Annotated in this window: 13 protein-coding genes; 5 read left to right on the forward strand and 8 right to left on the reverse strand. The window is 71.9% G+C overall.

All coding sequences use genetic code 11. The annotated features are described in order from the left end of the window. Positions 1–13: 13 nt before the first annotated feature. Positions 14–916, reverse strand: a complete 903-nt coding sequence (locus AB0M70_RS23515; RefSeq protein WP_365822309.1) for a LysR family transcriptional regulator — start codon at positions 914–916, stop codon at positions 14–16. Positions 917–990: 74 nt separating this feature from the next. Between AB0M70_RS23515 and AB0M70_RS23520 the strand changes: the two genes are divergently transcribed. Beyond that, positions 991–1989 carry a DMT family transporter gene (locus tag AB0M70_RS23520; RefSeq protein WP_365822311.1) on the forward strand — a complete coding sequence of 333 codons (999 nt, stop codon included), beginning with the start codon at positions 991–993 and terminating at the stop codon, positions 1987–1989. Here AB0M70_RS23520 and AB0M70_RS23525 read toward each other — a convergent pair. Next, positions 1980–3311 (reverse strand): aminotransferase class I/II-fold pyridoxal phosphate-dependent enzyme, encoded by a 1332-nt coding sequence (locus AB0M70_RS23525; RefSeq protein WP_365822313.1) that lies wholly within the window; start codon positions 3309–3311, stop codon positions 1980–1982. The genes AB0M70_RS23520 and AB0M70_RS23525 overlap by 10 nt on opposite strands. 35 nt (positions 3312–3346) lie before the next feature. Between AB0M70_RS23525 and AB0M70_RS23530 the strand changes: the two genes are divergently transcribed. Further along, positions 3347–4069, forward strand: coding sequence for a pyridoxamine 5'-phosphate oxidase family protein (locus AB0M70_RS23530; RefSeq protein WP_365822315.1), 723 nt, complete (start codon positions 3347–3349; stop codon positions 4067–4069). A gap of 298 nt (positions 4070–4367) precedes the next feature. Here AB0M70_RS23530 and AB0M70_RS23535 read toward each other — a convergent pair whose 3' ends face one another. The 3 genes from AB0M70_RS23535 to AB0M70_RS23545 all read right to left on the reverse strand — a co-directional run bounded on the left by AB0M70_RS23535 (position 4368) and on the right by AB0M70_RS23545 (position 7156). Further along, positions 4368–5300, reverse strand: coding sequence for a DMT family transporter (locus tag AB0M70_RS23535; protein WP_365822317.1), 933 nt, complete (start codon positions 5298–5300; stop codon positions 4368–4370). A gap of 172 nt (positions 5301–5472) precedes the next feature. After that, complete coding sequence (locus AB0M70_RS23540) at positions 5473–6495, reverse strand: EamA family transporter (protein WP_365822319.1); 1023 nt, start codon at positions 6493–6495, stop codon at positions 5473–5475. A 46-nt stretch (positions 6496–6541) separates the two neighbouring features. Beyond that, a complete protein-coding gene (locus tag AB0M70_RS23545; protein ID WP_365822321.1) occupies positions 6542–7156 on the reverse strand; it encodes a Clp protease N-terminal domain-containing protein in 615 nt (204 codons plus the stop codon). Positions 7157–7353: 197 nt separating this feature from the next. Between AB0M70_RS23545 and AB0M70_RS23550 the strand changes: the two genes are divergently transcribed. Next, complete coding sequence (locus tag AB0M70_RS23550; protein WP_363213477.1) at positions 7354–7542, forward strand: hypothetical protein; 189 nt, start codon at positions 7354–7356, stop codon at positions 7540–7542. Positions 7543–7595: 53 nt separating this feature from the next. On the opposite strand, the gene AB0M70_RS23555 is transcribed toward AB0M70_RS23550, so the two are convergent. After that, a complete protein-coding gene (locus AB0M70_RS23555) occupies positions 7596–8405 on the reverse strand; it encodes a putative protein N(5)-glutamine methyltransferase (protein WP_365822323.1) in 810 nt (269 codons plus the stop codon). A gap of 304 nt (positions 8406–8709) precedes the next feature. Between AB0M70_RS23555 and AB0M70_RS23560 the strand changes: the two genes are divergently transcribed. Next, positions 8710–9138: an SRPBCC family protein gene (locus AB0M70_RS23560; RefSeq protein ID WP_365822325.1), complete on the forward strand. Its 429-nt coding sequence runs from the start codon at positions 8710–8712 to the stop codon at positions 9136–9138. A 121-nt stretch (positions 9139–9259) separates the two neighbouring features. Here AB0M70_RS23560 and AB0M70_RS23565 read toward each other — a convergent pair whose 3' ends face one another. Then, the gene (locus tag AB0M70_RS23565; RefSeq protein ID WP_365822327.1) at positions 9260–9880 is read right to left on the reverse strand and encodes a PadR family transcriptional regulator; all 621 of its coding nucleotides are present in this window, start codon (positions 9878–9880) and stop codon (positions 9260–9262) included. A 601-nt stretch (positions 9881–10481) separates the two neighbouring features. Between AB0M70_RS23565 and AB0M70_RS23570 the strand changes: the two genes are divergently transcribed. Next, positions 10482–11312, forward strand: a complete 831-nt coding sequence (locus tag AB0M70_RS23570; RefSeq protein ID WP_365822329.1) for a PhzF family phenazine biosynthesis protein — start codon at positions 10482–10484, stop codon at positions 11310–11312. A 67-nt stretch (positions 11313–11379) separates the two neighbouring features. Here AB0M70_RS23570 and AB0M70_RS23575 read toward each other — a convergent pair whose 3' ends face one another. Next, a complete protein-coding gene (locus AB0M70_RS23575) occupies positions 11380–12180 on the reverse strand; it encodes a type II CAAX endopeptidase family protein (protein ID WP_365822331.1) in 801 nt (266 codons plus the stop codon). Positions 12181–12338: the final 158 nt, after the last annotated feature.

The raw sequence follows: 12338 nt of genomic DNA on the forward strand, positions 1-12338 counted from the left end.
TGTCGGTCCGGCCCTAACGCAGCCCAGCCCCCGCCACCTGGAGCGCCTCCACCGCCGCCCTGATCGAGGGGCGGCGGTCGGCGTCCGCGCGCCACACCACGTACACATGACGGCGCACCCGGTGGCGCACCGGGACGGTCCTGACCCCGGCCGGCATCGGATCGCGCCCCAACTGGGGGGCCACGCACACGCCGAGACCCGCGGCCACCATCGCGAGCTGGGTGTGGTGTTCCTCCGCGCGGTGCGCGATGCGCGGTTCGATGCCCTTGGCGCGCAGCGTGAACATCAGCCACTCATGGCAGAACTCCCCCTCCGCCCAGGCGATCCACTCGTCGTCCGCGAACTCCTCCAGGTCCACTTCGGCCCGGTCGGCGAGGGGGTGCGCCGCGGGCATGGCGACATCGGCGGGGTCATCCAGGAGGGAGGCCTTGACCAGGCCGCCGGGCATCGGCAGCGGCTTGTTGTACCAGTCGAGGACGACCGCGAGGTCGATGTCGCCGCGCACCACGGCGGCCACGCCGTTCTGCGGCTCCATCTCCTGGGAGCGGACGCGCAGGCCGGGGTGGCCGGCCCGCAGCGCGGTGAGCGTGGTGGGGAGCAGGCCTCGCATCGCCGTGGGGAACGCGGAGATGCGCAGCTCGCCGACGGCCTTGCCGCGCTGCTCCTCCAGGTCGGACTGGGCGAGTTCCACCTGCGAGAGGATGCGCGCGGCGTGCTCGGCGAGCAGCCGTCCGGCGTCGGTGAGGCGCACTCCGCGGCCGTTCTTGGCCAGGAGCTGCTGGCCGACCTCGCGCTCCAGTTTGGTCATCTGCTGCGAGACGGCCGACGTCGTGACGTGCAGCCCGGCCGCGGCGCCGCTGACCGATCCGTGCCGGGCCAGTGCGTCGAGCGTGCGCAGGCGCTCCAGGTTCAACATGTAAGCAATGCTACGCGGTACTGGGCAGCTAATTTCGCTTGTCCTAAGAGGTCGCAGGCTCCAATGTGACGTACATGCGCGTCACCACCACCCCTCCCGGCTCCACCATTTCTCCCGGCTCCCCCGCCGCCACGTCCCCCACCGCTGCTGACCCCGCCGAACCGAAGCCCCGCCCCGCCCTCGGCTGGCGTCTCCGCTTCGGCATCCTCTCGCTGATCTGGGGCTTCAGCTTCCTGCTGATCAAGGTCGGCACTGAGGGGTACGCCCCCTTCCAAGTCACCCTGGGGCGGCTCCTGTTCGGCACCGCGGTCGTCGCGGCCGTCCTCGTCACGAAGCGCGAGCGGCTCCCGCGCGGGGCACGCACCTGGGCCCACCTCACCGTCTCCGCGCTGCTGCTCAACGCCCTGCCCTTCTCGCTCTTCGCGTACGCGGAGCTGACGATCCCCTCCACGCTCGCCGGCATCTGCAACGCGACCTCGCCCCTGTGGGGCATGGCGCTCTCGATGGTCGCGCTCTCCGAGGACCGGCCGACCCGGCGCAGGGTCGCGGGGCTCGGCATCGGCTTCCTCGGCGTGCTCACGGTGCTCGGCGCCTGGCAGGGCTTCAGCGGTCTCGACCTGCGAGGCACGTCGCTGGCGCTGCTCGCCTCGCTGAGCTACCCGGTCGGCTGGATCTACGTACGCCGCACCCTGGCCGGCTCAAGCCACTCGAACCTGTCGCTGACCGGCGCCCAGCTGCTTGTCGCGACCGCCGAACTGGCCGTCGTCACACCGCTGTTCACGTCCCTGCCCACACACTTCCCCGTCGTGCCGCTCCTCGCGATCGTGGCACTGGGTGCCGTCGGCACCGGCCTCGCCTTCCTGATCCAGTACGGCCTTGTCGCCGAGGTCGGTCCGACGACGGCTCAGATGGTCACCTACTTCGTCCCGGTCGTCGCCACCGCGGCGGGCGTCGCCGTGCTCGGCGAGTCCCTGAGCTGGTCGACGCCGGTCGGCGCGGTGATCGTCCTGGCGGGAGCGGCGCTCACGCAGTCAAGGCCGCGCGATCGCTCGCACAAGCCCGCTCACTCGTAGCGCCGCGCGGGAGCGGGCCCGGTGGCGGACGCGACGGCGTCCGCCACCGCTTCGATGTCCTCGTCCCCGAGCGTCGAGACCGTGATCCGCACCCCGGGCCGCGCGCCCATCCGGAAGCGGGCCCCCGGAGCGACGGCCCACCCCGCGTGCAGCAGCCTGGCGACCGCCCCGGTCTCGTCCGGCACGGGAATCCACACGTTCATGCCGCTGCGCCCGTGCGCCGTGACGCCCCGCCGGGCCAGCGCGGCGATCAGGGCAGCACGCCGCCTTCCGTACGAGGCGGCCACCTTCCCCGTGTCCACCGCCCCTTCCGTCCACAGCCGCACGACGGCGCGCTGCGCGATGTGACTGACCCACCCGGGGCCGAGCCGCTGGCGCCCCTGGACGCGATCGACGGTGACGGCGTCACCGGTCAGCAGGGCCAGGCGCAGGTCGGGGCCGTAGGCCTTGGCCGTGGAGCGGATGAACGCCCAACTGCGGGTCACGCCCGCCAGCGGGTGCAGCGGCAGATCGACGATGGCGTGGCCGTGGTCGTCCTCGACGAGCAGCACGTCCTTGTGCGCGGAAAGGACCTTGCGCAGTGCACGCGCGCGTGGCGCGCTGATCGCGGCGCCCGTCGGATTCTGCGCGCGGTCGGTGACGATGAGCGCACGGGCACCGCCGCGCAACACGTTCTCGGTGTCGGCGGGCAGCGGCCCCTCGTCGTCGACACCCACCGGTACCGTCCGCAGCCCGAGCACCGGCATCAGATCGAGCAGACTGCCCCAGCCGGGGTCCTCGACCGCCACCGCGTCACCGGGCTTGAGATGGGCGGCGAGGACCCGCTCGATGGCATCGAGGGAACCCGACGTGACGGCCACGGGACCGTCCGGCACGCCGTCCTCGTCGAGGGCCACGCGCGCGTGACGGGCCATTTCGGGGTCCACGGCCTCCTCGCCGTACAGCACGGGACGCCGGTCGCCCTCCGCGGCGGCCGCCGTGAACACCTCGGCGAGCGAGGGCAGCAGAGCCGTGTCCGGGTTGCCGTTCGACACATCACGCACACCGGCCGGCACGTCCACCCGGATCAGCTCACGCACCGTCGTCGCGGGCTTGGGGCGGATGCGGCTGCCGCGCCGCCCCGCCGTCTCGATGACGCCGCGTTCGCGCAGCGTGCGGTAGGCGGCGGCCACCGTATTGGGATTGACCCCGAGCTGCTCCGCCAACTCGCGCATGGGCGGCAGGAGTTGACCCGGCTCCAGGTCACCGCCGCCCACCGCGCGCTCCACGCTGGCCGCGATCTCGGCTGCGCGCCGGCCTTCGATCCGATACTCTCCTAGCACAAACGAGATTATGCACTAGTGCAATGGAGAATGCAATGAGCGTCGCATCCGAGTCCGGCATCGACACCGGCGTCGAGCCCGCCGCCGACACCGCCTCGTACGCGCCGACCGACCTCACCGTCCCCACGCGGGGCCGTGACCGCGCCGCGTACGACCAGGAACTGGTGCACGCGATACTCGACGAGGCGTACGTCTGCCACCTCGGTTTCGTGCGTGACGGCGCCCCCGTCGTCCTGCCGACGCTGTACGGCCGGGTGGGCGAGCGCCTCTACGTGCACGGTTCGACGGGTTCCCGGCCGCTGCGGATGGCGGCCGACGGCCGCCGGCAGGAAGAGGACCCGGGCCTGGCGGTCTGCCTGACCGTCACCCACGTCGACGGCCTCGTCCTCGCCAGGTCGGCCTTCCACCACTCGATCAACTACCGCTCCGTGGTGATCCACGGCACCGCCCACCAGGTCACGGACCCGGAGGAGAAGCGGGCGGCCCTCGACGCGCTCGTCGACCACGTCGTGCCCGGCCGCGCCGCCGACTCCCGCCCCGCGAACGCGAAGGAGCTCGCGGCGACCGCCGTACTGAGCCTCGACCTCGCCGCGGTCTCCGCCAAGGTCCGCACCGGCGGCCCGAACGACGACCCCGAGGACATCGACCTCCCGCACTGGGCCGGAGTAGTCCCCCTGCGCAAGGGCCACGACCCACTCATCCCGTCCCCCGACCTGACCCCCGACATCGAAGCCCCCGACTACCTGCTCGAACTGTGACACCGCCCCACCCTGCCGGGGGGGGTGCCCCGAAGGGGCGCGGGGAACGGCGCGGCCAACCCCCACCGACCCGCAGGGAAGAGCCCCGCAAGGGGCGCGGGGAACGGCGCGGCCAACCCCCACCGACCCGCAGGGAAGAGCCCCGCAAGGGGCGCGGGGAACGGCGCGACCAGCCCCCACCGACCCGCAGGGAAGTGCCCCGAAGGGGCGCGGGGAACTGCGCGAACGACCCCCACGGGTCGGCAGACGCAATGCACGGCTCAGAAACAGGCCCCCGGCAGAGCCACCGAGCGCCCCACTACACCGGCTCCAGCTGCGCAGCAACCGTCACCGCCACCAGCATCAGCAGGGCGCCCAGCACCGTCGACAAGGTCAGCTCCTCGCCGAGCAGCACCACCGCGATGACCGCCGCGCTCAGCGGCTCGAGGAGCGTGATCACGGAGACGGTCGCGGACCGGATGACCGCGGCGCCCGCGAAGTACAGGGCGTAGGCGACCGCCGTCGGGATCACCACGATGTACAGCAGGTACACACCCATCCGCGCCGGTTCCGCGGTGTGCGGGACGAGCCCCTCCACCGCGGCGAGCGGCAGCAGGCAGACGGACACCACGGCGAACGACCAGACCGTCGTGTCGGACGCGTCGGCGCCGCCGTCCCGCCCCCACCACCGCGTGAGCAGCGTCATCGTGGCGTACGCGGTCGCCGAGAGCAGCCCCCACCCGACGCCCACCGGACGGACGCTCGCGCCACCGCCGCCGAGGACGAGCACCACGAGCCCGGCAAGCGCACCGGCCACCGCGACGACACCGCCGAGCCCGAGCCGCTCCCCCATGGTGAACCGCGCCCCGAGCGCGATGAGTACAGGTCCCGCCCCCATCGTGACCACCGTGCCGACCGCGAGCCCGGTCGACTCGACGGCCGCGAAGTAGGCGGTCTGGAACACGGCGAGGGCCACGCCGGTCGCCACGATCCGCGGCAGCCTGCGCCGCAGCGGCGCGCCCGCACCCCCGCCCGAGGCGGCACCGGCAGCACGGCGCGAGCGCGCCACACGGACGGCGAAGAGCAGCACGAAGCCGCCCGCGCAGCGCCAGAAGGACAGGCTGACCGGTCCCATGTCACTGGCGTCGAAGACCAGCGCGGCGGCGGCACCGGCGGTGCCCCAGGCCGTACCGGCGACGATCAGATAGAAGAGGCCTCGTCCGACGGACAGGCCGGAGACAGAAGTCGACACAGTCGACGCATTCGACACGTGAGTTCTCCGCAGAAAGGAAAAGAAGGTCCCTTGGCTCCGTCTGCGGGCAGCGTCGTTCCACCCGGCAACCGCCGGGTGTGATCCGGGAAGTGCCCGCGCCTAAGCGGCCGGGGGCGGAAGAACGAGCGCGCGTGCATGCATGATCAGCAGCCTAAACGGCGGTACCGGTCGACGACAACCGCTCCTCGGCCCCTGGCCGGCCGCCCGCGGTGGGCCCTTCCGGAGGCTTGGTGGGCGCGGACGACTGGGCGATGAACGCCCCCGCGAGCACCACGGCACCCCCGATGATCTGCGGCGCCGACAGGTGTTCGCCCAGCAGGACCCAGGCGAGCACGGTGGCGATGACCGCTTCCAGGCAGGCCACGACGCCCGCCACCTGCGGCGAGAGCCGACGCACCGAGAGCACCCCGGTGACGTACGCCACGACGGTCGCCAGGAGCACGATCCAGGCGAGGAGCGCCCACGCGGGCACGGCCGTGCCGTCCATCCGCGCGTTCCCGGCGAGCACCGACCAGTCCATGCCCCAGGGGCGCGCCACGACGGTCAGCACCACGGCGCCGATCAGCAATCCGTACGCGATGACGCCGAGCGGGTCGGGAGCGTCGTCGCCCGCGTCGCTGCCCTGGTCGGACAGGACGAAGTAGCCGACCTGGCAGCAGGCCGCGCCCAGCGCGAGGAGCAGCCCCACGGCGTCGAAGCTCAGCCCCGCCCACACCTCGACGACGCAGGCGAGCCCGCCGACCGCGAGCACCACGCCCACCGCGGCCGCGCGCGTCACGGGCCGCCGCTGCACGAAGCGCACCCAGCCGAGGACAAGGGCGGGCGCGAGGTATTCGACAAGGAGCGCGACCCCGACGGGGATTCGGGATATCGACGCGAAGTAGAAGGCCTGGACACCGGCCACGGCGAGCAGGCCGAAGCCGAGCAGGAGGGCGGGCCTGCGCAGCAGCAGCCCGCGGTGGCGCCAGGCGACCGGCAGCATGACGAGGGCGGCGCCCGCCACCCGCAGCCACACCACGTGGAGCGGGTCGAGGCCCGCCTCGATCAGCGGCTTGGCCGCCACGCCCGAGCCACCGAAGGCGACCGCCGACACGAGGGCGAGCCCCAGGCCGACACCTCTCCCCCGGCTCAGCTCCGAGCCGGTCTGATTCCCCTGAGACGCTTGCACCGGCACATCATGACAGGAGGTGTCATGAGCGTCACCCCCGATAGGCCCTGTCTCAATCGGCGGACGTCTCCGCGTACGGATCGGTGGACGTCTCCGCGTACCGAGCGCCGAACGCGTCGGTCGGCGTCCCGGTGCGCGGGTCGCTCTCGATCCGCCGGAGTATCCCCTGCGCGTCGGCCCCCGCCCGCCCCAGGACTTCGACGGCGCGGCAGTCCGGATCGGCGACGAGCGCCGCGAGGAGGTCCACGCCGAGGGCCTGCGGTTCGCCGCGGCGGTCGGCCCGCTCGATGGCCGCCTCCATGGCGGCGCTCGCGGACGGCGACCACCCCGTCTCCTTCACGGGACCCGCGTTGCTCTCCCGCACCACCGGTACCGTCCCGCTGTCCTCGACCGTCCCCTGCCACTGCAGGCCGTACCCGATGCTGCGCTGCACGAGGTAGCCGAGCAGCCGCACCACCTGCGCCCCCTGATCGAAGGCGGCCCGCACCTCCGGGTCGGTCTCCAGGAGGGAGTGCAGCAGATGCGCGGTGTCGATCTGGCGGTCCCCGTCACGCACCGCACGCCGGCGCGCGCCGGCCACGACGGACGTCAGTGCGGCGCTCAGTCGGGAGTCGGTCTCTGCTCGGGTCGGGCCGGGCTCGGCGCCCTGCGGGGTACGGCTTTGCACATCTCCCACCCCATCAGCCCCCGAGTACGGCGTCATCGGCGGCGGGAAGCATCTTCGCGTCCGACACAGGTTGGGTACGCATGAGCGGCTTCTCCTCCTTACGGATGAGATCTGGCTGTTCTTCCCCGAGGGGCGCGCGCCGCCTTGATTCGCGCCGGACACGCAACCACGGCGCACCGGTCACTCGTCTTTCGGGCATGGAGCGCAGGTGCTGGATGGTCGCGCTGCCGGCGATCGACGGCAGACAGTACGTGTACCGGGTGTACGCACCCGAAAACGCGCTGCCCGCCGACCTTTTCTGGGACGCCTGGCACTGCCACGACGAGGGCCCGTTCCCCAGGGCGTGCGATCTCTTCGACGCGGCGGTGATAAGCAGGGTGGGCTGACGCGCCGCCGGCCCGCGCGCCCGGCGCCGCCCGCGCCCTACGCGGGTCGCGTCTTACGCGGGCCGCGTCCCGATGACGACGGTCGCGTACATCTCCTCGTCGCTCACCGACCGCGGCAGGAGGCCCCCGTCCGCGACCGCTTCCAGCGCGTACGGCACCTGTCGCTCGCTCGTCTCGAACAGCAGGCTGCCGCCGGGCGCCAACCAGCGTGCCGCGTCGGCGGTCACCCGCCGCAGCACGTCAAGACCGTCCGCCCCGCCGTCGAGCGCCACGCGCGCCTCGTGGACACGGGCTTCCGGCGGCAGCAGGCCGACCTCATCGGTGGGTACGTAGGGGACGTTCGCCAGCAGTACGCCGACACGGCCTCGGAGGGCGGTCGGCAACGGCTCGTACAGATCGCCCTCGTAGACCCGTCCCCCCGCGGCGGCGACATTGCGCCGTGCGCAGCGCACGGCGGCGGGGTCGATGTCGGCGGCGTGCAGCTCTATCCCGTCGACCGCGGCGCCGAGCGCGGCCCCGAGCGCCCCCGAGCCGCAGCACAGGTCGACGACGACGGCGCCGGGCGCGGCAAGGGCGGCGGCCTCCCGCACGAGAAACTCCGTGCGTCTGCGGGGCACGAAGACCCCCGCGTCCACGGCGATCCGCAGACCGCGGAACTCCGCCCAGCCAAGGACGTGTTCGAGGGGGTGACCGATGACGCGCCGCTCCACCATGGCGGCGAGTTCGGCGGGGTCGCGCGCGGTGTCGACGAGCAACTCCGCCTCGTCCTCGGCGAAGACGCATCCGGCGGCGCGCAGCCTGGTGACGATGGCGGACGAGAAAGACGGGGGAGACGTGGGAGACGAGAAAGATGAGGCCGACATGCGAAGAGAAACCTTTCGGGACGCCTTGTCGGGCTCCCTCGGTCACCTATGCCGGGTGAACCGCGCGGTCGCGAAGGGGGAGCACCCGACCTGCTGCTGCGGTAATGGGTCTCACCTCCTTGGTCCGTCTTCCCGCGTCCGTCGCGGGGAGGGCCACAGTACCTGACCTGCTCGCGGGCGGCATCGCCGGAGCGTTCACCACATCTGACGGTTCATCAGTATTGAATGTTCCGGGCCCTGCGGCTACGTTCCGCGACACCGTAGCTGCGCCCCGCCGCAGCGCCCGAAGAAGAGGGGTCGTCGCATGGCCGAAGTCAGCGCGGAAGCACGGATCGAGGCGCCCGTCGAGAAGGTCTGGGCCCAACTCACGGACTTCTCCTCGTACGGCGAGTGGAACGCCACGCACACGAGTTTCCCGAAGGGCGCCCCCACCACCCTGGAGGAGGGCGGCACGTTCGAGGAGAACATGAAGCTGATGGGCTTCCCCGCCGAGGTCAACTGGACGGTCGAGGAGCTGGCGAGCGAGCGCACGCTGGCGATCAAGGGCAAGGGCCCGATGGGCGTCACGGTCGGCACCCGCTACTCCCTCTCTCCCGAGGGGGACGCGACGACCGTACGCATCGACGGCGAGTTCACGGGCGCGGCGGTGTCCCTGATGGCGGGCAAGCTCAAGGATTCGGCGACGGCGGCCCTGAACGAGTCGCTGCGCAAGCTGGCGGGTCTGGTGACCTGAGCCGACCCCACGCATCCCCTCCACTTTCCTCATCCCCCACCCCTCCGACGCACGAAAAGGCGCCCCACACATGGAGTGCGGGGCGCCTCAGCGGCAATGGGGATCATTGACCCCCACCACCTCAGTCCTCATCGGCGAGGATCAGGTACAGCTTCTTGCGGGCGTCGTTGATGACGGTGACAGCCTTCTCGCGCTGCTCCTTGCTGCCGGTCTTCCAGACCTGGCCGAACGCCTCCATCAGACCGAAGCCGGCCTGCCGGATCTCGCCCAGCGCCTCCCAGTCGACCCCGCGCCCGGCCTCTTCCCAGGGCGCGTCGGGACCTTCGTCGGCCGCGGTGCGACCGGCGTCGGTGAGCGAGAAGAGCTTCTTGCCGCCCTCGCTCGCGCTGCTGATCAGGCCCTCGTCCTCCAGGAGCTGGAGGGTCGGGTAGACCGAACCGGGGCTGGGCTTCCACGCCCCGCCGCTGCGCTCGGCGATCTCCTGGATCATCTCGTAGCCGTGCATCGGCCGGTCCTTCAGGAGAGCGAGGATCGACGCGCGTACGTCACCGCGCCTCGCCCTGCCTCGCGGACCGCCCCTGCCGCCGCGACCGCCCCAGGGGCCGCCGGGCCCACCGGGGCCGCCGAAGCCGGGCCCGAAGGGACCGAACGCCGCGCGCCGCCCCTCGAACCCGCCGCGACCCTCATGACCGGGGCCGCACTTTCCACGTCCGTGCTCGTGTTCATAACCGTGGGAACGCATGACAACCACTCCATTTCTCTGTGTGTCGTTGGTGATCTATCGCGCCATCGTTGATCAGTCGCGATGCCTCAACGATATATCGGAACAGCTCGCCTGACAACCCTCCCCTGCGACGCCCCCTCCAAAACGAACAAACACCCAGGCCAGAGGCCTCGCCTCGCAGGGGCACCCCCTCAGCCACGCCGGGCCACACCCCGTCGACACCAGCACGAGCGAAGCCAAACCCCACGCCCAGCGCACACCGACACCCCCCTCACGCGTCAGCCGCCCCGGAAACGCCTCACACACGACGAGCCCACCGCACCGACCCCACCCCACACAGCTCCCCCACCCCCAAAGACACCCCCAAGCCGAGCCCCCTCCCTGCCCCCTCCCCCTCACCCACGAGGCCCATCAACCACCCCGAACTCCCAGCCCACGCAGCAACCCCAGCCCGCCACCCCACGAGCACCCCGCACCACACCCACCACCGCCTCACCCTCCAAACCCGCCCTCGCCCCCTCGCCGGCTCACCCCCACCCCACCCCGACACCCCCAATCGGGCCACCCGCCCCCAATTGGCCTTGTCCCGCCCCCGCATTGGCCCGCTAGCGTCGACTGCATGCCGACTTCTCAGGGTTCCCATCGCATCCGCATCGTCGACGCCTTCACCCACCAGCCCTTCTCGGGCAACCCCGCAGGCGTCCTCCTCCTCGACGCCTTTCCCGATGACGCCTGGCTGCAGAACGTGGCCACGGAGGTCAATCACGCCGAGACCGCCTTCGCGCACCGGCTCCCCGCGGGCGGCGACGCCGACTGGGCGTTGCGGTGGTTCACGCCCGCCACCGAGGTGGACCTCTGCGGCCACGCCACGCTCGCCACCGCCCACGTACTGCAGGTCACCGGCGCCGCCGAAGGCCCCGTACGGTTCGCCACCCGCAGCGGCGTCCTGACCACGACCGCGCACGCCGACGGCACCGTCACCATGGACTTCCCGACCGCGCCGCTCACCCCGGCCGCGATCCCCGAGGGCGTGGCGGAGGCACTCGGCGCCGAGCCGCTCGCGGTGTTCGACGCCGGGGCGAGCCTCGGTGACCTGCTGGTCGAGCTCGCCGACGAGAAAACGGTGCGCGCCCTCGCCCCGGACCACAAGGCCCTCATCCGGCACTCCGAGCGCGGCATCATCGCCACCGCACAGGCCGAAGACCCCACCCGCGGCTATGACTTCGTCTCCCGCGGCTTCTTCCCGCGCGTCGGCATCGACGAGGACCCGGTGACCGGCAGCGCCCACACGGCCCTGGCCCCCTTCTGGTCCGAGCGCCTGGGCCGCACGGAACTCACCGGCCTGCAGGCCTCGGCCCGCGGCGGCTTCGTCCGCACGGAGCTGCGCGGCGACCGCACCCTGCTGACGGGCCGCGCGGTCACCGTCATCGAGGGCGACCTGTACGCCTGACATGGCTGTGGGGACGTACGACCCAGCCTTCGTACGTCCCCACAGACCTGCCCGCCGACCGCCCGCCCTAGGGCGTCGGCAGCCACCCCACCTTCCCCGCAAGCAGCGAGTACCCCACGAACGCACCGATATCCAACAGGGAATGCGCCACCACCAGTGGCCCGACCCGCCCCCACCGCCGGTACAGGAGCACGAAGACCACGCCCATCGCCATGTTCCCGATGAACCCGCCGATGCCCTGATACAGGTGGTAGGAGCCGCGCAGCACCGAGCTGCCGACCAGCGCGGCCATCGGCGTCCACCCCAACTGCCCGAACCTGCGCAGCAGATAGCCGACGACAATCACTTCCTCGAGGACCGCGTTCTGCACGGCGGAGAGCACGAGCACCGGGTACTTCCACCAGACGTCGGGCAGATCCTCCGGCACCACCGTCAGGTTGAACCCGAGCCCGCGCGCGGCCAGGTAGAACGCGATGCCGGTACTGCCGATCACCGCGGCGACCGCCGCCCCGCGCCCCAGGTCCGGCCATGGCCGGCTCCGGTCGAAGCCGATCGTGCGCAGCCCCGCACCCTCCCGGATCAGGAAGTGCGCGACCAGCGCCACCGGCACCAACGCGGTCGAGATCCCGAACAACTGCCACGCGAGATCAAGCCATGGCCGCCCCGGAGCGGCCGACGCGTTCATGGTCGCCGCCTGATCCTTCAGACCGCCCGGTTTGGTGACCGATCCGACAAAGCTGATCAGCGCGGACACACCGCTCGCGCCCAGTGAGAGCGCCAGGACGAGCAGCGTCTCGTCCCTCAGGATCCGTCGCGATGGCCCCTCGCCCCGAAAAGAACCGGCCAACGGCCCGGACTCCGCTTGCACTCCGCCTCCAGTTGAGTAATCCCGCCTCATCCCCATCCCCGCCCCGCTAGGGTCTCGAAAGAAGTTACGAAGATCGTGCGCGACAGGCCGAGGGGGACGGACGCCGACTGCGGTCATGCCACCTCCTCTTTCCTTGCTTCATCACTCAAGGAGGGGCA

The organism is Streptomyces sp. NPDC051214, from assembly GCF_040682375.1.
Taxonomy (GTDB): Bacteria; Actinomycetota; Actinomycetes; order Streptomycetales; family Streptomycetaceae; genus Streptomyces.